Genomic DNA, 22,297 nt, shown 5'->3' with positions numbered 1-22,297 from the left:
GCGGAGGGCGGCAAGCCCTTAGGGTCGACCAGGGAAACCCGACGCCAATGCCCACCTCCACGCCTTCGCCGGTGTTCGGCAACCAGGAGTTCCACTACACCCGCGAGGACTTCCAGCAAGTACGCGAGCGGCTCTACCGGCTGACCGGCATCAGCCTGGCCGAGAGCAAGGCGCAACTGGTCTATAGCCGCCTCTCGCGGCGCCTGCGCCTGCTGCGGCTCGGCAGCTTCGCCGAATATTTCACCCACCTCGACCGCGAGCCGGGCGAGCAGCAGTTGTTCGTCAACGCGCTGACCACCAACCTCACCGCATTCTTCCGCGAACGCCACCACTTCCCCCTGCTCGCCGACCTCGCCCGCCGCCAGTTGCAGCGGCATCGCCCGCTGCGCATCTGGTCGGCGGCGGCGAGTACCGGCGAGGAACCCTATTCGATCGCCATCACCCTGGTGGAGGCGCTGGGCAGCTTCGATCCGCCGGTGAAGATCGTCGCCTCGGACATCGATACCGGGGTGCTCGACTGCGCCCGCCAGGGCGTCTATCCGCTGGAGCGCCTGGAGCAGATGCCGGCGCCGCTGAAGAAACGCTTCTTCCTCCGCGGCACCGGGCCCAACGCCGGCAAGGCGCGGGTGGTGGAGGAACTGCGGCAACTGGTGGAGTTCCGCCAGATCAACCTGCTGGAGGCAGACTGGTCGATCGCCGGGGAACTCGACGCGATCTTCTGCCGCAACGTGATGATCTACTTCGACAAGCCGACCCAGACCCGCCTGCTGGAACGCATGGTGGCCCTGCTGCGGCCGGAGGGCCTGTTCTTCGCCGGGCATTCGGAGAACTTCGTCCACGCCAGCCACCTGGTGCGCTCCGTCGGCCAGACCGTCTACAGCCCGGCCTGATCGCGATGAATCTCCAGGCCCGGGAAGGCGCGCCGCTGAACCGCTACTACGATCCGTACTTCGCCTGCGATGCGGTGAAGCTGTTGCCCGGCGAATACTTCGCCAGCGGCGAAGACCTGGTGATCGTCACCGTGCTCGGCTCCTGCGTCTCGGTGTGCCTGCGCGACCCGCTCAACGGCATCGCCGGGATGAACCACTTCATGCTCCCCGAGCGCGGCCTCGGCGGCGACCTGGCCTCGCCGTCGGCGCGCTACGGCAGCCACGCCATGGAACTGCTGATCAACCGCATGCTGGCCCTCGGCGCCAGCCGCGAGCGCCTGCAGGCCAAGGTCTTCGGCGGCGGCTCGGTACTGCGCCAGATCAGCGCCGCCATCGGCCAGCGCAACGTCGAGTTCACCCTCGACTACCTGGCCACCGAGCGTATCCCGCTGCTCGCCAGCGACGTGCTGGAGGCCTTCCCGCGCAAGATCTACTTCTTCCCGCGCAATGGCCGGGTCCTGGTGAAGTCCCTGGTGGAGCTGAAGAACGACACCGTGCTGCAGCGTGAACGCGACTACCGCCGCCGTATCGACCGCAACGCGGACGGCGGCCCCATCGACCTGTTCTGACTCTCCGGGAGAGCCCGCCATGCCCATCAGTGTCCTGGTCGTCGACGATTCCGCCCTGATCCGCAGCCTGCTCAAGAAGATCATCCAGGCCGACCCGGAGCTGCGCCTGGTCGGCTGCGCGCCGGACGCCTTCGTCGCCCGCGACCTGATCAAGCAGCACGCGCCGGACGTGATCAGCCTCGACGTGGAAATGCCGCGAATGGACGGCCTGACCTTCCTCGACAAGCTGATGAAGGCGCGGCCGACCCCGGTGCTGATGATCTCCTCGCTCACCGAGCGCGGTTCCGAAGCCACCCTGCGCGCGCTGGAACTGGGCGCGGTGGACTTCATCGCCAAGCCCCGGCTGGGCATCGCCGAAGGCATGCAGGCCTATGCCGAGGAAATCCGCGCCAAGCTCAAGACCGTCGCCCGCGCCCGCCTGCGCCGCCGTGCGGCGGACGCGCCGGCGCCGCCGGAAAGCGCGGCGCCGCTGCTCAGCACCGAGAAGATCATCGCCCTCGGCGCCTCCACCGGCGGCACCGAGGCGCTCAAGGAAGTGCTGCTCGGCCTGCCGGCGCACAGTCCCGGGGTGGTCATCACCCAGCACATGCCTCCCGGCTTCACCCGCAGCTTCGCCGAGCGCCTGGATCGCCTGACCCGGCTCAGCGTCAGCGAAGCGCGCGACGGCGACCGCATACTGCCCGGCCACGCCCTGGTCGCGCCGGGCGACCACCACATGGAGGTGCAGCGCTCCGGCGCCAACTACGTGGTGCGTTTGAACCGCCAGGCGCAGGTCAACGGCCACCGCCCGGCAGTGGACGTGATGTTCGAGTCGCTGGCTCGCTGCGCCGGGCGCAACCTGCTCGCCGGCCTGCTCACCGGCATGGGCAAGGACGGCGCGCGCGGGCTCCTGGCGATCCGCCAGGCCGGCGGCTACACCCTGGCCCAGGACGAGGCTACCTGCGTGGTCTACGGCATGCCCCGCGAAGCGGTGGAACTGGGCGCCGCGGAAGACGTGCTGCCGCTCGAACGGATCGCCGCCGCGCTGCTCCAGCAAGCCGCCCGGCGCGGCAGCGGCAACCGCCTCTGAGCGGGATCCTGGCCGGCCCGCTGCGCTTTTTCGCCGCCCCCCGCAACCTCCCCCGCCGAGCCCCCGCCGACGACAGGCCCGAACCACGGGCCTTTGCCTGCTCGCCATCATTGTGACGTCAAATTAATGGCGAAATAAAACCAAATTACGTTGCCTGAAATAATGCACATCTGCACAATTGGCCCTTTCGCCAAAAGTTCGACACACGCTTTCGATCCATGATTTCGGCCGCGGGCCGGGCGAGAAACTGATAGGGATAGCCATGGCGGCGAACTGGGGGTTGCGCGGCAAATCGGTGGTGGCGCTGTTGCTGGCCTGTGCCCTGGCACTGGTCCCGGCGGTGCTGCTGGGCTGGCGCGCGATGGACGACATCCGTACGCACTTCGGCCTGGCCTACGCGAAGAACTTCACCCTGCTGCACCGGCAGAAGATCCTCGCCCCGGTCTCCCGCGAACTGGCGTTGTCGCGCCGTTTCGCCGAATCGGTGGTGACCCGCGACTGGCTGCTGAAGGAAGACGACCCGGCGCGCCGCGCGCTGTTCTTCCGCGAGGCCGAGGGCTACCGCGGCGACTTCCGCGACCACGCCTACTTCATCATCGCCAGCGGCTCCCAGCATTACTACTTCAACGACGGCAGCCAACCCTACAGCGAACGGCCGCGCTACACCCTGGAGGCCGGCGACCCGGAAGACGCCTGGTACTTCAATACCCTGCGCAACAGCGCCGCCTACAACATCAACGTCAATGTCGACAGCAAGCTGAACCTGACCAAGGTCTGGTTCAACCTGGTGATCCGCGACCAGGGCCGGCCCATCGGCCTGGCCGGCAGCGGCCTGGACCTGAGCGGCTTCCTCGACGACTTCATCATCGCCCGCGAGCCGGGCGTGACGCCGATGATCGTCGGCGACGACGGCGCCATCCAGGCCCACCCGGACCGCCGCCTGATCGCCTACAGCTCCGCCGCCGGCGGCGCCAGCGAACGCCACCGGGTGTTCGACCTGCTCGACCAGCCGGAACAGCGCGACGCCCTGCGCGAGGCCATGCGCCTGGCCCGCGCCAAGGCCGGCTCGGTGCACTGCCTGTGGGCCGGCCTCGACGGCCGCCAGCAACTCTTCGCCGTGGCCTACATTCCCCAACTGCGCTGGTACGTGCTCACCGCCGTCGACCTGCACGCCGCCCAGGTCCTCGACAACCGCTGGCTATGGCCGCTGGCGGGCACGTTCCTGCTGTTGCTGGTGGCCCTGCTGCTGGGCTTCGCCTATGCCGTCGAGCGCCTGCTGTTGCGCCCCCTGCGCAGCCTCAAGCGCTCGGCCAAGGCGATCGCCGCCGGACGCTACGACACGCCGCTGCCGCTGGCGCGCCAGGACGAGATCGGCTCGCTGTCGAAGGCCTTCGCCAGCATGGCCGACCAGGTCCGCCGGCACACCGCCGAGCTGGAAGACAAGGTCCAGGAGCGCACCCAGGCGCTGGAGGAAGCCAACCGCGAGATGGCCGCCGCGCAGAAGAAGATCGGCGACAGCCTCGACTACGCCAGCCTGATCCAGCGCGCGATCCTCCCCGACCGCCAGCTCAGCGCCACGCTCGGCGAGCATCACTTCATCCTGTGGAAACCGCGCGACGTGGTCGGCGGCGACTTCTACGTGTACCGCGAGCAGGCCGACGGCTACCTGATCGGCGTGGTCGACTGCGCCGGTCACGGCGTGCCCGGCGCGCTGATGACCATGCTCGCCCGCGCCGCCATCGACCACGCCATCGAGGCGGTGGGCAGCCGCGACCCGGCGGCGATCCTCGGCGAGACCGACCAGGCGATGCGCAGCATGCTCAGCCAGGAGCAGATCCCCCAGGCGCTGGCCACCAACATGGATGCCGGGCTGGTCTGGGTCGACCGCCGGCGCCGCCAGCTGGCCTTCGCCGGGGCGAAGATCTCGCTGTACGCCAGCGACGGCGAGGAGGTCCAGGAACTCAAGGGCGCGCGCCGGGCGATCGGCGACAAGCGCCGTGGCGACTACCGCAACATCGAGGTACCGCTGGCGCCGGGCTGGACCTTCTACCTGAGCACCGACGGTTTCCTCGACCAGGCCGGCGGCGAACACGGCTTCGGCTTCGGCAGCCGGCGCTTCGCCGACATGCTCCGCGACCACGCGCGGCAGCCGCTCCCCGAGCAGGCCGAGGCCTTCGTGGCGACGCTCGCCGAGTACCAGGGCGAGCACCCGCAACGCGACGACATCACCATCCTGTCCTTCCGATTCGACTAGGGGCACCCATGGAAACGCTAGACCTGCTGGCCATGCGTGAAAGCTACACCCGCCAACGCATCCTGCTCTGCTTCAACGGACCGATCTCGCGCAGCCTGATCGAGGAGATAGGCCACGCGCTGCGCAACTACCTGCACGCCGAACAGGCCAAGCCGAGCGAAGCGATGGACGTCTTCGCGGTGTACATCGAGATGACCCAGAACATCCGCCACTACGCCAATCTCAAGGGCTACGGCGAACACGAGGCGGCGGCCACGGTAGCCATCGCCCGCAACGAGGACGGCCACTACGTGGTGTCCGCCGGCAACCTGGTGGAGCGCGACGACGGCCAGAGCCTGGTGCGCAGCATCCAGGCCATCGCCAACCTCGACAAGGCCGCCCTCAAGGCCGCCTACAAGGAGCAGCTACGCCGCCCGCGCGACAGCGGCTGCGCCAGCGGAGCCGGTCTCGGCCTGCTGGACATCGCCCGCAAGTCCAGCGAACCACTGGCCGCATCGCTGAAGGAACAGCCCGACGGGCGCGCCTTCTTCAGCCTGCGCGCCGTGATCTGACCCCGTGTTTTAGGAAGAACACCATCATGAGTGACCTGCACATACCCGGCACCCAGTCCACGCCCGCCATCCAGGGCGACTGGCAGGCCGGACGCCTGTCCATGCAAGGCGATTCCTACCCGGAAAACTCCTATGAACTGTTCGGCCAGGTGATCGACTGGGTCGAGCGCTTCCTCGCCGACGGGCAGCGGCCGCTGGAACTGGACCTGCGCCTGCTGTACCTGAACACCAGTTCGATCAAGGCCATGATGGACATCCTCGACCTGCTCGAAGAGGCCCACCAGGGCGGTCGCCCGGTCAGCCTGCGCTGGCACTACGACCGGCGCAACGAACGGGTCGCCGAGCTGGCCGAGGAGTTCCGCGAGGATTGCAGCTTCCCCTTCGCCATCCAGGCCCACGACGAGTAGCCGACGATGAGCCGCGAACGCGAACTGGACGCCTGGATCGACGGCCTGCTGGCCGATCCGCAGTTCCACGGGCATCCGCTGCACCAGGCGCTGGCCCGCCTGCGCCAGCAATCGCTGGAGCAACTGGTGCGGCTGGAGCGCATCGCCCGGATCTCCGACGGTTTCCAGTCGATGGCGCGGGAGCAGAACCTGTCGCTGTCCGAGCGCTACCACAAGCAACTGCGGCGCCTGGAAAAGGTGGCGCGGATCTCCGACCGCTACCAGCAGATGATGCGCGACCTCAACCTGGCGCTGAAGGAAGCCTCGATCCGCGACCCGCTGACCGGCCTGCCCAACCGACGCATGCTGCTGGAGCGCCTCAGGGAGGAGAACGAACGCTCCCAGCGCCACGGCCAGAGCTACGTGCTGGCGATGCTCGACGTGGACTTCTTCAAGCAGGTCAACGATACCTGGGGCCACGACAGCGGCGACCGGGTGCTGGTGGAAATCGCCCGTGCCATGGAGTCCGAGCTACGCGAATACGACCTCTGCGGCCGCTGGGGCGGCGAGGAATTCCTCCTGCTGCTGCCACAGACCCGCCTGCAGGACGCCGGCCCGGTACTCGAGCGGGTGCGCGACAGCGTACGGACCCTGGCGGTACGCGTCGGCACCGAGGCGCTGAGCGTCACCGCCAGCGTCGGCGTTACCGAACACCGCATCGGCGAAACCTATTCGCAGACCGTCAATCGCGCCGACGCCGCACTGCTCGACGCCAAGCGCAGCGGCCGCGACAAATGCGTGTTCGCCGCGCTCCCGCCGCTTCCTGCCCCTTCCCGCCCGGCTCCAGCGCGCTGAGCCTCCTCAGGCGTCCAGCCGCTGCAGCCGCACCTGGCCTCGGCTGAGGTCCACCAGCAGCGCCTGAAGCGCCTCGAAGCGCGCCACCGGCAACTCCAGGGTCAGGACGACGCCGTCGGCGCCGTAGTCTTCGGCCGCCGCGCTGGCGCCCAGCGCCAGGCTGCGCGCCTTGAGCAGCGCGTGGTCGGCGAAGGCACAGGCGAAGCGCACCCGACAGCGCTCGACCAGCTCGCTGCGCGGCGCCTGCTGCAGGCACTTGGCCGCGCCGCCGCCATAGGCGCGGGCGAGGCCGCCGGTGCCGAGCTTGATGCCACCGAACCAGCGGCTGACCAGCACCGCCACGCAGTCCATGTCCTGTCCCTCGATGGCCGCCAGGATCGGCCGCCCGGCGCTGCCGCCGGGTTCGCCGTCGTCGCTGAAGCGGTACTGCGCGCCGCACTTCCAGGCCCAGCAGTTGTGTCCGGCGGAAGCGTCGCGGTGGGCGGCGATGAACGCCTGCGCCTCGTCCTCGTCGGCCACCGGGGCGGCGATGGTGTGGAAGCGGCTCTTGCGGATTTCCTCGCGGTATTCGGCGAGGCCTTGCAGGGTGCTCGGCATCGCGTTCAGGCCGCCGGCGGGATCAGTCCGCAGCCCTTGAGGATGATCCGCACCAGGTTGTCGGCGGCGGCGGCGAAGTCCTGCCTGGACATGCGCTTGCGGCCGGTGACCAGGCCGATCTGGCTGGCGAAGTCGGCGTAGTGCTGGGTGCTGCCCCAGAGCAGGAAGATCAGGTGCACGGGATCCACCGGGTCCATCCGGCCGGCGGCGATCCAGGCCTCGAATACCGCGGCGCGGCCGCGGAACCAGCTGCGGTAGTCCTGGTTGAAATGCGCGGTGAGGCACTCGCCGCCGCTGATGATCTCCATGGCGAAGATCCGCGAGGCCAGCGGGTAGCGGCGGGAGAACTCCATCTTGGCGCGGATGTAGCGGGCCAGCGCCTCGGCCGGATCGTCGTCGACGCCGAGGGTGTTGAAGGTACTGTCCCAGAGTTCGAGGATGTTGCTCAGCACCGCCGTGTAGAGGCCCAGCTTGTTGCCGAAGTAGTAGTGCAGGTTGGCCTTGGGCAGGCCGACGTTCTGCGCGATGGTGTTCATGCTGGTGCCCTTGAAGCCGTGGCGGGCGAACTCCTCCTCGGCCGCGGCGAGGATCGCCTCCTCGTTCTTCTGGCGGATGCGCCCGGCCGGCTTGTCGCGGGCGGCCGGGTCGTGGGCGGGCACTGTCAGGGTCATGCGCAGGTTTCCATCGGCGTGATCCCCGCGTTGATACCCCAGCCCGGCCGCGGGACACAAGCCAGGCGCGGAAAAATTTGCAAACGCCCGTATCAACCCAGCGGCTTGCGCCAGCGCGCCAGGGCGCCGCCCTTCGCGCTGGCCTGCGCCGCTTCGGCAACGCGCTCCTCGGGCAGCAGCAGGTTGAGCAGGATGGCGGTGATGCCGCCGCTGGTGATCGCCGAGTCGAACAGGGTCTTCACCACCGCCGGCATCTGGTCGAGCAGGGTCGGCTGCGCGGCCACGCCGAGGCCGACGCCGAACGAGGCGGCGATGATCAGCACGCTGCGGCGGTCCATCGGGGTCTGGCCGAGAATGCGGATGCCGGCGGCGGCGACGCTGCCGAACATCACCAGGGTGGCGCCACCGAGCACCGGCTTGGGGATCTGCTGGAGGATCGCGCCGACCCAGGGGAACAGGCCGAGCGCCAGCAACACGCCGCCGATATAGATCCCGACGTGCCGGCTGGCAACCCCGGTGAGCTGGATCACCCCGTTGTTCTGCGCGAAGGTGGTGTTCGGGAAGGCGCTGAAGGTGGCTGCCAGCAGGCAACTGACGCCGTCGCCGAGCACCCCGCCGCGCAACCGCTGCAGGTACGCCGGTCCCTCCAGGGGCTGCCGCGAGAGCATGCAGTTGGCGGTCAGATCGCCGACTGTCTCGATGCTGCTGATCAGGTAGATCAGCGCCACCGGCAGGAAGGCCATCCAGTCGAAGGCGAAGCCGAAGCGGAACGGCTGCGGCAGGCTGACCAGCGGCAGCTCGGGCAACGCCCGCGGAACGAACAGGCCGGTCGCCCAGGCCGCCAGGGTACCCAGCGCCAGGCCGATGACGATGGCGGCCAGGCGCAGCCAGGGCAGGCGCGAGCGGTTCAGCAGGACGATGCTCAGCAGCACCAGCGCGCCCAGCGCGAGATTGGCCGGTGCGCCGAAGTCCGTGGCCCCGGCTCCGCCGCCGAGGTCGGTGATGCCGACCTTGATCAGGCTGACGCCGATCAGGGTGATGACGATGCCGGTGACCAGCGGCGTGATCACCCGGCGAAGATGGCCGAGGAAACGACTGAGGACGATCTGCACGAAGGCGCCGAAGAAGCACACGCCGAAGATCATCGCGAGGATCTCCTCGGGACCACCGCCGCGCTGCTTCACCAGCATCCCGGCGGCCAGCACGGCGCCGAGGAAGGCGAAGCTGGTGCCTTGCAGGCAGATCATCCCGGCGCCGATGCCGAACGGCCGGCGCGCCTGGATCAGGGTGCCGGCGCCGGAAACCATCAGCGCCATGCTGATCAGGTATGGCAGGTGCTCGCCGAGGCCGAGCAGCGAGCCGATCACCAGCGGCGGAGTGACGATACCGACGAAGCTGGCCAGCACGTGCTGTAGCGCGGCAAGGAAGGCGGGAAGCGGGCGCGGCCGGTCGTCGAGGCCGTAGATGAGGTCGTTGGGGCGCTGGTCTTCGCTATGCATCGGGCCGTCTCAAGTGGCGCTCCTCGGACAGGAGGAGGATGCACGGCTTCTGCAAAAAGCTGTCCAGGTGATCAGCTTATTCCTGCCGCTCAGGCTGCAGGGCGCGCCCGGCGTGGGTCGAGCGAACAACGGGAGGCAAACGCAAGGACGACGAAGGCGACCGTCGCGCACCGTGCCGATGCACGGCGCGCAATGACGGGGCGCGCTGGCGGGGCCCGGCCGGCAGCCCCGCGCGACGGACTCAGAAGTGGTACTTGACCAGGAAGCTTGCGGTGTTCTGGTCGGTGGTGAAGTACTGCGAGTCCTTCACACCGTACTTGTCGGACCAGTAGTCGTACTCCAGGCCCACGTACAGGTGCTTAGGCTCGTAGCCGAGGGCCTTGCCCAGGTCGTACTTGACCTGTGGGTTGAAGTGCAGGTTGGCGTGATAGTCGCTCTGGTTGCGGCGGCTGGTGCTGGCGCTCTTGTTGTTGATCACCCAGTCCATGTAGCCGTCGATGAGGATGTCGGAGTTGCCCACCGGAATGGTGTAGGACCACACCGGGGTGATCTGCCAGGCGCCGGCGCGCACGCGGTTGCCGTCGGGCTTGCGGTAGTAGAAGTTGAGCTGGAAGTAGTCGAAGCCGGGGATCGCCAGGTCGAAGCCCGGGCCGAGCAGGTAGGCCTCGGTGTCGCCTTCGCCGAACTCGTAGGTGCCGGCCAGCAGCACGTCCTTCACCGGGCCGAAGGAGAGGTCCGCTCCGGTGAGCTTGCCGAAGCTCAGGCGCGGAGTGATCTCGCCGTAGTAGGTGTTCTTGCCGTTGCTGGCGTCTTCCTTGCCGTTGTAGTTGATCTGGTCGAAGAAGATGAACAGGTCGCCCCAGGTCCAGCCGCTGGCATGTTCCAGGGTGAAGGTCTGCTGGATCGGCGGGTTGATCTTGAAGTTCTTGCCGTAGAGGTAGGTCAGGCTCTCGTTGTGCCAGAGCAGCGGCCCCGAGTCGGTCTCGTGGGTCGGCGTCATGTCATGGTCTTCGGCGACAGCCTGGCCTGCGGCCAGTAGCCCCCCGGCTAGCATCACGGTGGCGAGTGTGCGGCTCATTGAAACGCTCCTGGAGTGAATAGCTTTTCTTCTAGTGGGCGAACCTGTCCGAGCGGTCAGGCCTCGCCATGGATAGCAAGAACGAAGCCAAGACGGCGCGGGCGCTTCGCCGGGTTTCCTGCGGCGAAGGGAACGCCTGTTTTTTCAGTGTTTTGGACAAAGGCGGCGAAATGCCTCCAACCTCTCTACGACGGCAAAAACCTGACCCCAAGGACAGTTTTTGCCTTGCACTGGTGCGTGGTCGGGAGGGGCGTGCTCGACTTTGGGTTGGCAGCGCGAAGAAAACTGGATACACAAAAACGATTTGTGACAAAAAGAATCAGCAGACTTTTGTACACAAAACAGTGCGTGGTCTTTCTACACATCACCGCCCCGGCGTTCGGGCGAGAAGCGGCGCGGATGATGCCAGAGACGGCGGGCGGAATTCATCCCCGAATGGGGTTTTTCGTCGGGTTTCAGGACGCCCGGACGTAAATTCGCCAGGGCCTGGGAGACTCCGGTGGCATGACAACCAGAAGGCGCTCTCGATGTTGCGTAGCGGAGCGCGCTCGAGTACGGGTCGCCTGGCAGCCTATGCCTGCCGGGTCTTCTTGCTTCGTCATCCGCAGGGTGGATACGCCTTGGGCATTATCCGCCGGACAGGTCTCCCCGCCTCACCCACATGGGTCCCCTCACCACACCGCGATCTGCGAATCGGTGCGCGGCTCGGTGCCGCCACAGAGCACGCCGCTGGCCGGGTCGCGCAGGACGATCTGGCCGCGCCCGTAGCTGGTCGAGTCGTAGGCGATCTCCACCTGGTGCCCACGCTGCGCCAGCTCCGCCGCCAGCGCGCGCGGCGCGGCATGTTCGATGCCGACGCGCAGCCCGCCCAGCCACTGCCAGCGCGGCGCGTCGAGGGCAGCCTGGGGGTTGAGGCCGAAGTCAACCAGGTTCATCACCATCTGCACGTGGCCCTGCGGCTGCATATAGGCGCCCATCACGCCGAACGGGCCGAGCGGCACGCCGTCCTTGCTGAGGAAACCGGGAATGATGGTGTGGAAGGTCTGCTTGCCCGGCTCCAGGCAATTCACGTGGTCCGGATCGAGGCTGAACTCGGCGCCGCGGTTCTGCAAGGCGATGCCGGTGCCGGGCACCACCACGCCGGAGCCGAAGCCGTGGTAGTTGCTCTGGATGAACGAGATCAGGTTGCCCTCCTCGTCGCCACAGGCCAGGTACACCGTGCCGCCCGGCCTCGGCTGGCCGGGGCTGGGATCGAGCGCGCGCTCGCCGATCAGCGCACGGCGGCTGGCGGCGTAGTCCTCGTGCAGCAGTTCCTCGACCGAGACCCGCATCGACTGCGGCTGGCTGATGTAGTGCAGCCCGTCGACGTACGCCAGCTTCATCGCCTCCAGTTGGCGATGCCAGGTCCGCGCGCAGTCGCGCTCGCCGAATTCGAAGCCCTTGAGGATGTTCAGGGTCATCAGGGCGATCAGGCCCTGGCCGCTCGGCGGAATCTCCCAGACGTCATAGCCACGGTAGTTCAGCGAGATCGGTTCGACCCACTTCGCCTGGTAGCCGGCCAGGTCCTCCGCGCGCAGGTAGCCGCCGCTGCGCTCGGCGTGGCCGACGATGGCCCTGGCCAGCTCGCCGCGATAGAAGCTTTCGCACTGGCTGCGCGCCAGCTCGTCCAGGGTGTCGGCCTGGCCCGGCTGGCGGAACACCTCGCCGGCGCGCGGCGCCCGGCCGTCGATGAGGAACTCGTCGAACCAGGCCCGCAGCTCGGGCCGCTGCGGCAACGCCGCGCGGAACTTGTCCAGGCCGCTCTGCCACAGGCGGGCGATCACCGGCGAGACCGGAAAGCCATCGCGAGCCAGCTCGATCGCCGGCCGCAGCAGTTGTTCGAACGGCAATTTGCCGAAGCGCCGCGACAGTTCGCCCCAGGCCGCCGGACAGCCCGGCACGGTGACCGGCGTCCAGCCGTACAGCGGCATCCGCTCGTGGCCGGCGGCGCGCACCCGCTCGCGATCGAGCAGGCCCGGCGCGCGCCCGCTGGCGTCCAGGCCGTGCAGGCGTCCGCGGGTCCAGACCAGGGCGAAGGCATCGCCGCCAATCCCGCAGCCGGTCGGCTCGACCACCGTCAGCGCGGCGGCGGTGGCGATCGCCGCGTCGATGGCATTGCCGCCACGGCGCAATATCTCCAGCCCGACCTGCGCCGCCTGCGGCTGCGAGGTGGCGACCATGCCGCGGCGGGCATGGACCGGCGAACGTTGCGAGGCGTAGGGAAGCGCGTGGGCGGAGAAGTCGAGCATCGGCGTGGGCTCCGGGAAACTTGAGGCGGCAGGTTAGCCCTGCCAGACTCTGCCGACTAGCGACACGACGCCAAGTCATGACGATGAACGGACAGCCTGCGGAACTGCACCGCCCGATTCCCACCCTCGCCCGCCTGCCACGGCCGGTCTACGCGCGCGCCGAAAGCCTGCGCGCCGGCTCCTGGACCTCGCGCCACCGGCACGCCTGGGTACAGCTTTCCTACGCCATCAGCGGCGTGCTCGGCGTACATACCGCCGAGGGCAGCTTCTTCGCCCCGCCGCAGCGGGCGATCTGGATTCCGGCGCAGCTGGAACACGAGGTGGTCACCTCCACCCGCGCCGAGATGCGCAGCCTGTACATCCGTGGCGACGCCTGCGCCTGGGCGCCGACGCGCTGCCGGGTGCTGGAGGTGACGCCGCTGGCGCGCGAGCTGATCAAGAGTTTCTGCGAGTTGCCGGTGGACTACCCGGAGGGCGACAGCGCCGAATCGCGGCTGGTGCAGGTGCTGCTGGACCAGTTGCGGCTGCTGCCGGAGGTCGCCTTCTCCCTGCCGATGCCGCGCGAGCCGCGCCTGCTGCGGCTGTGCCAGGCACTGATCGACGAACCGACCCAGAGCCTGACCATGGGCGACTGGGCGCAGCGCCTGGGCACCTCGGAAAAGACCCTGTCGCGCCTGTTCCAGCGCGAGACCGGGATGAACTACCGGCTCTGGCGCCAACGCCAGCGCCTGCTCGCCTCGCTCAACGCGCTGGAGGCCGGCGACAGCGTCACCGGCGCCGCCCTGGACAGCGGCTACGACTCGACCTCGGCCTATATCGCCGCCTTCAAGGGACTCTTCGGCTTCACTCCCGGCGAACTGTTCCGCCAGCGCTGAGCCCGGCGAAGGGCCCAGCGCGCGGGGCTCAGAACACGTCGATGGGATAGTCGACGATCACCCGGTATTCGTCGATGTCGTTGTCCACCGCGCTGTAGCCGCCGGTGCCGCGGTGGGTGGCCCAGCGCAGGCGTAGCGAGAGGTCCTTGGCCGGACCGCCCTGGACCACGTACTGCAGGTCGAGGTCGCGTTCCCAGTGCTTGGCGTTCTTGCCGTCGGCGCTGTACCAGCCGCCGTAGCCGGGGCTGTCCGGATCGACCCGGGTCAGGTCCAGCTTGCCGCGCGAGTACGAGGCCGAGGCGCTCAGGCCGGGTAGGCCGAGGGCGACGAAGTCGTAGTCGTATTGCAGCTTCCAGGACTTCTCGTTGGGACCGTTGAAGTCGGAATACTGCTGCGAGTTGTCGAGGAAGATGCTGTCGCCCTGGTTGATGTAGTCGAACGGCGTGTTGCCGTTGACCTTCTGCAGCACCGCGGTGACGGTGTGCTGCCTGTAGCCGACCGCGAAATGCAGGCTGTAGGTGTTGTTGTCGATCCGGCCGAGCAACGAGTCGCCGCTGTCGACGGTCTTGTAGTAGTGCGCGCCGGGGTTCAGCGACCAGTTGTCGTCGATCTCGTAGGTGTAGTCGACGTCGGCGTAGTACTGCTTCCAGACGTTCTGCAGTTCGGCGGCGTACAGGCTGCTGGTGAAGCCCTCGATGCCGCCCCAGGTGCCGCCCAGCCAGCTGAGATGATGGCTGTCGCGGTCGCCCGGCAGTTCGCCGTAGTACGAGCCGAGGCGACGGTGGCCACTCTGGTTGTAGTACTTGGTGAAACTGACCTGGCCAGCCGTGAGGGTCAGGTCCTCGAAACTGTTGTTGGTCAGGCTCACACCGCGGAAGGTCTGCGGCAGCATGCGCGACTCGCCGCCGGCGACCACCGGGTTGCTGAGGAACTGGTCGCCCAGCTTCAGCTCGGTGTCGAAGGCGCGGATCTTCAGCGCCGCCCCGCCACTGGAGAACTCATCGGGCGCCTTGCCGGATTCGTAGCCTTCCTTGCTCGGCGCGGTGATCGGCAGGATGCTGGTGCCGCCGGTACCGCCGCCGCCGTCGAGCTTCAGCCCGAGCATGCCGTAGGCGTCGACGCCGAAGCCGACCACGCCGGGCGTGTAGCCGGACTGAAAGGTGGCGATGAAGCCTTGCGCCCATTCCTTGCTGTCGTGCCCGGAAGCGTGCCGGCGGTCATGGTTGAAGTAGTAGTTGCGGGTCAGCAATTGGAGGCTGGAGCCTTCGATGAAGCCTTCTTTGGCTTCCCCCTCATCGGCCCAGGCGGCGGACGCGGTGCACAGCGCCAGCGCCATCGGCGTCAAGGCGAACAGATTCCTCATTGCGGTTGCTCCTTCTTACAGCGTGGTGAAATCCGGCAAGGCCGGAAAGCGTGTTGTGGTGTCGTTCCCGGCGACGCTTCTGCTGGCGTCGCGCGGGCGATCGCTCCCATGGGGCGCCCAGCCGGGCGCAACCCGAAAAAAAAGGCCGCTGGTATCAGCGGCCTTGAGAAGACGTCGAATAGGAGCAATCAAAGTTCGGCGTCGGGAAGTCTTGCCAGTGTATTTCCGGACACTGGAAACCGGCTGGAACGCAGTCGGACTCTTCTATTGAAAGTCTCTTCGACTCATCGGGCTTTAGGCTTTCCACGTCCCGCTCTTGCATGGCGAGATCGATGAAGACAGAACGAATATCGTCGACAGCCAGCGACAATTATCCATTGAGCTGGCGCGATTATATTTTTTTGCCACTATCGGAAAAACCCGATATCCAACGAAAGTCTTTTACATATTCTGCAAGAATTGTCCGAACGGTCAGGAAGGCAAAAAAAACGCCGCATATCATATGCGGCGCAAGGACAGGGTACCCAGGCTCACGCTTCCCGAGTACCCGGGGGAAGCCATGGCGCGGCTGGCGCCATGCGCTAGATCAGGAGTCGCTGCGGGCCCCGGCCTGCGCGGCGGAGGCGGAAAGTTCCTGCTGGTGCTCGATGGCCTGCTGGTTGGCGTCGACCATGCGGTTGGTCATCAGCGAGGACTCTTCGGCGAAACCGGCCTGGGAAAATGCGAGGGAAAACAAACTGAGTATGGCGGCAGCAAGGATCTGGCGATTCATGGCGGGTCTCCGATGACACCCTGTTCACTTGGGACAGGCGCCATATTAGTTAACCGCCATGCTCGGAAAAATAGCCAAACAGACGAGAGAGTATTACCTCAATAACAACAATCCTTCACTGTGCCCAGTAACTTGAACTTTGCATGGTAGTTTCGTCGCGGGCGAATGCCTGGGGGAGTTCCTGTTGCAACAGATCGACCCAGGTGCGGATCTTCGCGTCCAGGTAACGCCGCGAGGGATACAGCGCATAGATGGTCCGCTGGTGCATGGCATGGCCGGGCAACACCCGTAGCAGCTCGCCGTTGCGCAGCGCCGCGGCCGCCACGTAGCTGGGCAGCAGGGCGATGCCGAGGTCGGCCTTGGCCGCCTGGGCCATGACCTCGGCGACATTGACCATGAAGGTGTTCTGCGGGCTGACGGTGCGCTCGCCCTGCTCGTCGGCGAAAATCCAGCCCTCCGGGTAGGCCGGGTCCTGCAGGCGCAGGCAGACGTGGCGCTCCAGGTCGTCCACCGAGCGTGGCACGCCGTGCTGCTGCAGGTAGCCGGGACTGGCGCAGAGCACGCTGTGGATGCTGCCCAGGCGCTGGGCGACGAACTCCGAGTCGGGCAACTGGCGCTCGCCGGTGATCAGCACATCCTGGCCTTCCTCGAGCATGTCCGGGTTGCGCTGGGACAGGGTCAGCTCGATCACCACGTCGGGGAACAGTGCGCCGTAGCGGGCGATCATCGGCACCAGGTGATGCTGGCCCATGCCCATCAGCGACTGCACGCGCAAGCGGCCGCAGGGGCGGATGTGCGCGCCGGCGGCTTCGGCCTCGGCGACCTCGATGTCCTCGAGGATCCCGCGGCACCGTTCCAGGTAACGCTCGCCGGCTTCGGTCAGGGCCAGGCGCCGGGTGGTGCGGTGCAGCAGGCGCGTCTGCAGGTGCGCCTCCAGGTCGGAGATCAGCCGCGATACCTGCGCGGTGGACAGGTCCAGGGCCTGGGCGGCGGAAGTGAAGCTGCCGCTGTCCACCACCCTGGCGAACACGCGCATGCCTTGCAATGTGTCCACTATTACCTCGGTTGCAAAACAGATTCGTAAATTGGTCGGATTTTCCCTGACGCCGGGCTGCCTATACTGGCCGCCGTCGCCGTAGCAACGCCGGGCATACCCTGCCCGGCGTCGGGGCGGATGGCCCACCCGCCGTCCGCTCTCCTTCCCCCCGCACAGACTCTGCTACGGCGGCGCCCCCTTCCCCTTACGCCGCGCTCAGCGTCCCGGTTCCGGAATCCGGTACCAGGCGACGTACAGCGCCGGCAGGAAGATCAGCGTGAGCAGCGTGGCGGCGACGATGCCGCCGATCATCGCATAGGCCATCGGCCCCCAGAACACTTCGCGGGCGATGGGGATCATCCCCAGGCTGGCCGCCGCCGCCGTCAGCAGGATCGGCCGGGTGCGGTGGTGGGTGGCTTCCAGCACGGCTTCCCAGGGCGTCTTGCCGTCTTTCTCGAAGGCATCGATCTGGGTCACCAGGATCACCGAGTTGCGGATGATGATGCCGATCAGCGCGAGAATCCCGAGGATCGCCACGAAGCCCATCGGCGTGCCGGTCGGCAGCAACGCCGCGACCACCCCGATCAGCCCCAGCGGCGCGACGCTGGCCACCAGGAACAGCTTCTGCACGCTCTGCAACTGGATCATCAGGAAGGTCGCCATGAGGAACAGCATCAGCGGCACCACCTTGGCGATCGGGCCCTCGGCCTTGCCGCTCTCCTCCACCGTGCCGCCCACTTCGATCCGGTAGTTCGCCGGCAGGCCGTCGGCGAAGCGCTTGACCTCCGGCGCCAGCCGGGCGACCAGGTCGGTGGGCTGGATCTCGCCGCGCAGCGACGCCTTCACCGTGATCGTCGGCTTGCGGTCGCGGCGCCACACCAGCGGCTGCTCCAGCTCGTAGCTGACCTTGGCGAACGCCTTGAGCGGGATCGAGGTGCCGCTGGGCGTGACGATCTGCAGGCTCTCCAGGGTCTCCAGCGAGCCGCGCTCGCTATCCTCGGCGCGGCCGATGACGTTCACCAGGTAGATGTCGTCGCGCACCTGGGTCACCGCGCTGCCGGTCACCACGCTGTTCATGATCTGCGCCACGTCCTCGGAGGAAAGCCCGAGCTGGCGCGCCTTGTCCTGGGCGATGTCGATCTTGAGCATCTTCCCGGGCTCGTTCCAGTCGTAGACGATATCGCCGATGTTCGGGTTGCCGTCGAGCACGCCGGCCAGGCCCATGGCGTACTCGCGGACCTTGTCGATCTGCGGTCCGCTGACCCGGTACTGGATCGGTCGTCCCACCGGCGGCCCCATCTCCAGCGGCTGCACGTAGGTGCTGATGCCGACGTAGTCCTTGCGCAAGCGATCGCGCAGGCGTGCGGCGACGCGCTCGCGGGCCTCCAGGTCCTTGGTGACGATCACCAGCTGGCCATAGAAGTTGTTCTGCAACTGCTGGTCCAGCGGCAGGTAGAAGCGGATCGCGCCTTCGCCGACGTAGGCGCTCCAGTGGTCGATGTCCTCGTCGTCCTTCAGCGTCGCTTCCAGGCGGTCCATCACCGCCCTGGTCTCGTGGATGCTGCTGTTTTGCGGCAGGTTGAGGTCGACCAGCAGTTCCGGACGGTCGGAAGACGGGAAGAACTGGTGCTGGACGAACTTCATCAGGAACAGCGACACGCCGAACAGCAGCGCGGTGAGGAAGATGGTCGTCCAGCGCCGGCGCATCGCCAGGTGCAGCAGGCTGTCGAAACGCTCGGCGATGCGGCCCTTCTTCTGCTCCGACTTGTGCTTGAGAGTCTTCGGCAGGATGTGCACGGCGATCACCGGGGCGAACAGCACCGCGACGATCCACGACAGCAGCAGCGCCACGGCGATCACTGCGAACAGGGTGAAGGTGTACTCGCCAGCGGAGCTGGCGTTGAGCCCGATGGGTACGAAGCCGGCCACCGTCACCAGGGTCCCGGTGAGCATCGGGAAGGCCGTCGAGGTGTAGGCGTAGGTCGCCGAGTCGTGTAGCGAGTCGCCCAGTTCGAGGCGCGTGATCATCATCTCCACGGTGATCATGGCATCGTCCACCAGCAGGCCGAGGGCGATGATCAGCGCGCCGAGGGAAACCCGCTGCATGGTGATGTCGGTGTATTCCATGAACACGAAGACCATCGCCAGCACCAGCGGGATCGAGCAGGCCACCACCAGCCCGGCGCGCAGGCCGAGGCTGACGAAGCTGACGATGAGGACGATCACCACCGCCTCGAACAGCGCCCGGGTGAAACCGCCGACCGCCTTCTTCACCACCTGGGCCTGGTTCGACACCTGGTGCACGCCGACACCAACCGGCAGTTCGCCGGTGATCTCCTGCATGCGCGCATTGAGCGCCTCGCCGAACTCGAGGATATTGCCGCCCTCCTTCATCGCCACCGCCAGGCCGATGGCCGGCTCGCCCTTGTAGCGGAACAGCGAGGTCGGCGGGTCGACGAAATCGCGGCTGATGCTGGCCAGGTCGGACAGCCGGTAGAAACGATCGTTGACCCGCAGGTTGACCGCCTGCAGGTCCTTTTCCGAACGGAAGTTGCCGGAGGTGCGCACCGAGATGCGCTCGGGGCCGGCCTCGACTACGCCGGACGGGGTCACCGCGTTCTGCGCCTGCAGGCTCTGCACGACCTGGCGCTGGTCGAGACCGAGGGCGGCCAGCTTGCGGGTAGAGAAGTTGAGGTAGATGACCTCGTTCTGCGCACCGATCATCTGCACCTTGCCCAGGTCTTTCACCGAGCGGATGTCCAGGCGCACCTTCTCCACGTAGTCGCGCAGCTGGCGGAAGTCCAGGCCATCGGCGGTGAAGGCGTAGACGCTGCCGAACACGTCGCCGAACTCGTCGTTGAAACCCGGTCCCTGGATGCCCTGGGGGAATTCGCCCTGGATGTCGGATATCTTCTTGCGCACCTGGTACCAGATATCCGGGATGTCGCCGGCCTTGGTGGTGTCCTTGAGGTAGACGAAGACCGTCGATTCGCCGGGTCGCGTGTAGCTCTTCACGTAATCCAGCGAGTCCAGCTCCTCGAGCTTCTTCTCGATGCGGTCGGTGACCTGCTCCAGGGTGTCGTCCACCGTGGCGCCCGGCCAGCGGGTCTGGATGACCATGGTCTTGATGGCGAACGAGGGATCCTCCTCGCGCCCCAGGTTGAGGTAGGAGAACACGCCCATCACCAGCGATACCGCCATCAGGTACCAGACCAGGGACTGGTGGCGCAGGGCCCAGTCCGACAGGTTGAAACCGCCCTTCATCGCGCATCCTCGTCGAGTTTGATCTTCTGGCCGGGCTTGAGGCTGTTGACTCCGGCGCGGACCACCCGGTCGCCGTCGGCCAGGCCCTGTCCGATCACCACCTGGCGTTCGTCGCGGCTGAGCACCTGTACCTCGCGCAGGGCCACGCTGGACTGTTTCCCATCGACGACCCAGACCTGGGTCTTGCCGTCGCGCTCCAGCAGCACGCTGGCCGGCAGCACGCTGCGCATGCTACCGGCGCTGCTCAGCTGGACCTGGATGGTCGAACCGAGGCGAAACGCCTCCGGCGTCTGCGCCAGGCTCAGGCGCACGCGACGGGTGCGGGTCGAGGCGTCGGCCTGCGGACCCAGCTCGCGGATGCTGCCGGTGGTCCTGGCCTGCGGGTCGAGCTGGGCGCTGACCAGGAAGCGCGCGTCGGCCGGCAGGCTCTCGGCGACCTCGGTGGGCAGGTCGAAGACCGCCTCGCGCACTTCGGGCCGGGCCAGGGTGACCACCGCCTGGCCGGCGCTGACCACTTGCCCGGCCTCGGCGTGCCAGGTGGTGATGACGCCGTCGAAATCGGTCACCAGGCGCGTGTAGGAAAGCTGGTCCCTGGCCTGCTGCACCGCCGCTTTGGCCTGGTCGAAGCTGGCCTGGCTGGTCTTCAGGCGGGTCCGCGCATCGTCCAGGCGCGCCTGGGCGGTGACGCTGCGGGCGAACAGTTCTTCCTGGCGCCGGGCATTGGCCTGGGCGTCGATCAACTGTGCCTCGGCGCTGGCCAGGTCGCCCTGGCTGGCGCGCAACTGGTTCTGCTGGTCGGTGGGGTCGAGGGTCGCCAGCAGCGCGCCCTTGCCGACGAAGTCACCGACGTCGAACAGGCGCGAGGCGATCCGTCCGTTGGTGCGGAAGCCGAGCACGCTCTCGTAGCGCGCCTGGATGCTCCCGGCGAAGCGACCGAGGTCGTCGTTCTTCAGGGTCTTCACGGTCACCGTCAGCACCGGCCGCGGCGGTGCCGGCGGCGGCTCGTCGCCGCAGCCGGAGAGGAGCAGGGCGAAGCCGAACAGGCCGGCGAGGGAAAACGGCTTCATGGCTGGCCTCCGCCCACGGCGTCGCGGCTGGCGGTGCTCTGGGTCGGCTGCGGCGGCTGGGCCACCTCGACCACCTGGCCCGGATGGAGCAGTTGACCGCCCACCGTGACCACCGTCTGGCCCGCCTCCAGGCCACCGTCGATGACCACCTTCTCGCTGGCGTAGCGTGCCACCCGCACCGGTTGCAGACGCGCCTTGCCTTGCTGGTCGAGCAACCAGACCGCCGGCTGCTCGCCGACCTTGGACAGCGCCGACCAGGGCAGCACCACGCTGTGCTCGGCCGGCGCGGCGACGCTGGCGTTGACCACGCTGCCGAGGCTCATTTCCGCCGGCACCGAGTCGAGGCCGACCTTGACCTTCAGCGTACCGCTGCGCTCGTCCACCGTCGGGGTGATCTCGCGGACCTTGCCGCTGGCGGTGACTTCCGGCTTGCCGAGCAGGCTGACGGTGATCCGCTGGCCGTCGACATCGTGGCTGAACAACGACTCGTAGACGTTGAACACCGCGTCGCGCTCGCCGTCGCGGGCCAGGGTGAAGATCGGCACGGTGGCCTGCACCACCTGGCCGACCTCGGCCTGGCGGGCGGTGATGACCCCGGCGTCGGAGGCACGCAGCTCGGTATAGGAAAGCAGGTCGCGGGCGTTGGCCAACTGCGCCTGGGCGGCCTTCAGCGAACTCTGCGCGCTGCGCACCGAGGCCAGCGCCTGGTCGTACTCGCTCTGGCTGGTGTAGCCCTTGGGCAGCAGCGCCTTCTGCCGCTGGTAGTTGAGGTCGGCGAGCTTCGACTGCGCCTGCTGCGCGGCGACCGCCGCCTGGGCGTTCTCCACGTTGCTGCGCTGGTCCTGCGGGTCGAGCCGCGCCAGCACCTGGCCAGCCGCGACGTGGTCGCCGACATCGACCAGGCGCTCGACGATCTTGCCGCCGACACGGAACGACTGGTCGGCCTGTACCCGTGCCTGGATGTCGCCGGTGATCGAGGTGGCCGAGGCGAACTCGGCCATCTTCACCGTCTGCGCCAGCACACGGACGTGTTCCTCGGCGGGCGGCTCGGCGCCGCAACCGACAAGCAGGCCGGCGCACAGGATGGCGGGCAGCGCCATCCGCGACCAGCGACCTTTGGAATGAAAAGCGCCTCTGGCGTCTGACATGCCTTCCCCTTCGCGATCCATACAGA

The 22,297-nt window shown here is 67.5% G+C and carries 19 protein-coding genes; 8 read left to right on the top strand and 11 right to left on the bottom strand.

Annotated elements, in window-relative coordinates:
- Positions 1-47: 47 nt before the first annotated feature.
- The 7 genes from ACI766_RS00890 to siaD all read left to right on the top strand — a co-directional run bounded on the left by ACI766_RS00890 (position 48) and on the right by siaD (position 6,613).
- Positions 48-890, top strand: coding sequence for a CheR family methyltransferase (locus ACI766_RS00890; RefSeq protein ID WP_003102222.1), 843 nt, complete (start codon positions 48-50; stop codon positions 888-890).
- A gap of 5 nt (positions 891-895) precedes the next feature.
- Entirely contained in the window at positions 896-1,498 is a 603-nt protein-coding gene (gene cheD, locus ACI766_RS00885) for a chemoreceptor glutamine deamidase CheD (RefSeq protein ID WP_087823920.1), read from the top strand.
- Between the two features lie 19 nt (positions 1,499-1,517).
- Positions 1,518-2,567, top strand: coding sequence for a protein-glutamate methylesterase/protein-glutamine glutaminase (locus ACI766_RS00880; RefSeq protein ID WP_003142429.1), 1,050 nt, complete (start codon positions 1,518-1,520; stop codon positions 2,565-2,567).
- A gap of 262 nt (positions 2,568-2,829) precedes the next feature.
- Positions 2,830-4,821: a biofilm regulation protein phosphatase SiaA gene (gene siaA / locus ACI766_RS00875; RefSeq protein WP_003083920.1), complete on the top strand. Its 1,992-nt coding sequence runs from the start codon at positions 2,830-2,832 to the stop codon at positions 4,819-4,821.
- Between the two features lie 8 nt (positions 4,822-4,829).
- Positions 4,830-5,372: a biofilm formation regulator kinase SiaB gene (gene siaB / locus ACI766_RS00870; protein ID WP_003083916.1), complete on the top strand. Its 543-nt coding sequence runs from the start codon at positions 4,830-4,832 to the stop codon at positions 5,370-5,372.
- 26 nt (positions 5,373-5,398) lie between these two features.
- On the top strand, positions 5,399-5,779 hold the full coding sequence (siaC, locus tag ACI766_RS00865) for a biofilm formation regulator SiaD modulator protein SiaC (protein WP_003083913.1): 381 nt from the start codon (positions 5,399-5,401) through the stop codon (positions 5,777-5,779).
- Between the two features lie 6 nt (positions 5,780-5,785).
- Positions 5,786-6,613 carry a biofilm formation regulator diguanylate cyclase SiaD gene (siaD, locus tag ACI766_RS00860; protein WP_003083910.1) on the top strand — a complete coding sequence of 276 codons (828 nt, stop codon included), beginning with the start codon at positions 5,786-5,788 and terminating at the stop codon, positions 6,611-6,613.
- A 6-nt stretch (positions 6,614-6,619) separates the two neighbouring features.
- Here siaD and ACI766_RS00855 read toward each other — a convergent pair whose 3' ends face one another.
- The 5 genes from ACI766_RS00855 to ACI766_RS00835 form a co-directional block, all read right to left on the bottom strand.
- Complete coding sequence (locus ACI766_RS00855) at positions 6,620-7,210, bottom strand: IMPACT family protein (protein ID WP_019371320.1); 591 nt, start codon at positions 7,208-7,210, stop codon at positions 6,620-6,622.
- Between the two features lie 5 nt (positions 7,211-7,215).
- Complete coding sequence (locus ACI766_RS00850; RefSeq protein ID WP_003117223.1) at positions 7,216-7,881, bottom strand: TetR/AcrR family transcriptional regulator; 666 nt, start codon at positions 7,879-7,881, stop codon at positions 7,216-7,218.
- Positions 7,882-7,973: 92 nt separating this feature from the next.
- Entirely contained in the window at positions 7,974-9,380 is a 1,407-nt protein-coding gene (locus tag ACI766_RS00845; RefSeq protein ID WP_003162957.1) for a uracil-xanthine permease family protein, read from the bottom strand.
- 241 nt (positions 9,381-9,621) lie between these two features.
- A complete protein-coding gene (locus ACI766_RS00840; RefSeq protein ID WP_003102209.1) occupies positions 9,622-10,458 on the bottom strand; it encodes an outer membrane protein OmpK in 837 nt (278 codons plus the stop codon).
- 671 nt (positions 10,459-11,129) lie between these two features.
- Positions 11,130-12,746, bottom strand: a complete 1,617-nt coding sequence (locus ACI766_RS00835) for a gamma-glutamyltransferase family protein (protein WP_019371319.1) — start codon at positions 12,744-12,746, stop codon at positions 11,130-11,132.
- Positions 12,747-12,823: 77 nt separating this feature from the next.
- On the opposite strand from ACI766_RS00835, the gene ACI766_RS00830 reads away from it, so the two are divergent.
- Positions 12,824-13,621, top strand: a complete 798-nt coding sequence (locus ACI766_RS00830; RefSeq protein ID WP_003083886.1) for an AraC family transcriptional regulator — start codon at positions 12,824-12,826, stop codon at positions 13,619-13,621.
- Between the two features lie 28 nt (positions 13,622-13,649).
- On the opposite strand, the gene ACI766_RS00825 is transcribed toward ACI766_RS00830, so the two are convergent.
- From ACI766_RS00825 to triA, 6 genes are all read right to left on the bottom strand, one after another.
- The gene (locus tag ACI766_RS00825; protein WP_003102204.1) at positions 13,650-14,984 is read right to left on the bottom strand and encodes an OprD family porin; all 1,335 of its coding nucleotides are present in this window, start codon (positions 14,982-14,984) and stop codon (positions 13,650-13,652) included.
- A gap of 586 nt (positions 14,985-15,570) precedes the next feature.
- Positions 15,571-15,756 carry a hypothetical protein gene (locus ACI766_RS00820; RefSeq protein ID WP_003083879.1) on the bottom strand — a complete coding sequence of 62 codons (186 nt, stop codon included), beginning with the start codon at positions 15,754-15,756 and terminating at the stop codon, positions 15,571-15,573.
- Positions 15,757-15,871: 115 nt separating this feature from the next.
- A complete protein-coding gene (locus tag ACI766_RS00815; RefSeq protein ID WP_003121631.1) occupies positions 15,872-16,810 on the bottom strand; it encodes a LysR family transcriptional regulator in 939 nt (312 codons plus the stop codon).
- A gap of 198 nt (positions 16,811-17,008) precedes the next feature.
- Positions 17,009-20,056 carry a triclosan efflux RND transporter permease subunit TriC gene (triC, locus tag ACI766_RS00810; protein ID WP_003102199.1) on the bottom strand — a complete coding sequence of 1,016 codons (3,048 nt, stop codon included), beginning with the start codon at positions 20,054-20,056 and terminating at the stop codon, positions 17,009-17,011.
- Positions 20,053-21,123 carry a triclosan efflux RND transporter adaptor protein TriB gene (triB, locus tag ACI766_RS00805; protein WP_015647819.1) on the bottom strand — a complete coding sequence of 357 codons (1,071 nt, stop codon included), beginning with the start codon at positions 21,121-21,123 and terminating at the stop codon, positions 20,053-20,055. Before triB ends, triC begins: the two co-directional genes overlap by 4 nt.
- Positions 21,120-22,271 carry a triclosan efflux RND transporter adaptor protein TriA gene (triA, locus tag ACI766_RS00800; RefSeq protein WP_003118583.1) on the bottom strand — a complete coding sequence of 384 codons (1,152 nt, stop codon included), beginning with the start codon at positions 22,269-22,271 and terminating at the stop codon, positions 21,120-21,122. Before triA ends, triB begins: the two co-directional genes overlap by 4 nt.
- Positions 22,272-22,297 lie beyond the last annotated feature (26 nt).

The sequence above is a fragment of the Pseudomonas sp. DL genome (assembly GCF_047199225.1).
GTDB lineage: Bacteria > Pseudomonadota > Gammaproteobacteria > Pseudomonadales > Pseudomonadaceae > Pseudomonas > Pseudomonas aeruginosa.
Note: the sequence above shows the minus strand (reverse complement) of the source record. Positions and strands in the feature narration are given on the sequence as shown.

Excerpts from the sequence above, each read along its gene's own strand:
- triB (WP_015647819.1), bottom strand. The coding sequence starts at position 21,123 with ATGAAGCCGTTTTCCCTCGCCGGCCTGTTCGGCTTCGCCCTGCTCCTC.
- siaB (WP_003083916.1), top strand. The coding sequence starts at position 4,830 with ATGGAAACGCTAGACCTGCTGGCCATGCGTGAAAGCTACACCCGCCAA.
- siaD (WP_003083910.1), top strand. The coding sequence starts at position 5,786 with ATGAGCCGCGAACGCGAACTGGACGCCTGGATCGACGGCCTGCTGGCC.
- ACI766_RS00820 (WP_003083879.1), bottom strand. The coding sequence starts at position 15,756 with ATGAATCGCCAGATCCTTGCTGCCGCCATACTCAGTTTGTTTTCCCTC.
- ACI766_RS00835 (WP_019371319.1), bottom strand. The coding sequence starts at position 12,746 with ATGCTCGACTTCTCCGCCCACGCGCTTCCCTACGCCTCGCAACGTTCG.
- siaA (WP_003083920.1), top strand. The coding sequence starts at position 2,830 with ATGGCGGCGAACTGGGGGTTGCGCGGCAAATCGGTGGTGGCGCTGTTG.
- ACI766_RS00840 (WP_003102209.1), bottom strand. The coding sequence starts at position 10,458 with ATGAGCCGCACACTCGCCACCGTGATGCTAGCCGGGGGGCTACTGGCC.
- ACI766_RS00830 (WP_003083886.1), top strand. The coding sequence starts at position 12,824 with ATGACGATGAACGGACAGCCTGCGGAACTGCACCGCCCGATTCCCACC.
- ACI766_RS00890 (WP_003102222.1), top strand. The coding sequence starts at position 48 with ATGCCCACCTCCACGCCTTCGCCGGTGTTCGGCAACCAGGAGTTCCAC.
- ACI766_RS00845 (WP_003162957.1), bottom strand. The coding sequence starts at position 9,380 with ATGCATAGCGAAGACCAGCGCCCCAACGACCTCATCTACGGCCTCGAC.
- ACI766_RS00855 (WP_019371320.1), bottom strand. The coding sequence starts at position 7,210 with ATGCCGAGCACCCTGCAAGGCCTCGCCGAATACCGCGAGGAAATCCGC.
- ACI766_RS00825 (WP_003102204.1), bottom strand. The coding sequence starts at position 14,984 with ATGAGGAATCTGTTCGCCTTGACGCCGATGGCGCTGGCGCTGTGCACC.
- triA (WP_003118583.1), bottom strand. The coding sequence starts at position 22,271 with ATGTCAGACGCCAGAGGCGCTTTTCATTCCAAAGGTCGCTGGTCGCGG.
- siaC (WP_003083913.1), top strand. The coding sequence starts at position 5,399 with ATGAGTGACCTGCACATACCCGGCACCCAGTCCACGCCCGCCATCCAG.
- ACI766_RS00880 (WP_003142429.1), top strand. The coding sequence starts at position 1,518 with ATGCCCATCAGTGTCCTGGTCGTCGACGATTCCGCCCTGATCCGCAGC.
- ACI766_RS00850 (WP_003117223.1), bottom strand. The coding sequence starts at position 7,881 with ATGACCCTGACAGTGCCCGCCCACGACCCGGCCGCCCGCGACAAGCCG.
- cheD (WP_087823920.1), top strand. The coding sequence starts at position 896 with ATGAATCTCCAGGCCCGGGAAGGCGCGCCGCTGAACCGCTACTACGAT.
- triC (WP_003102199.1), bottom strand. The coding sequence starts at position 20,056 with ATGAAGGGCGGTTTCAACCTGTCGGACTGGGCCCTGCGCCACCAGTCC.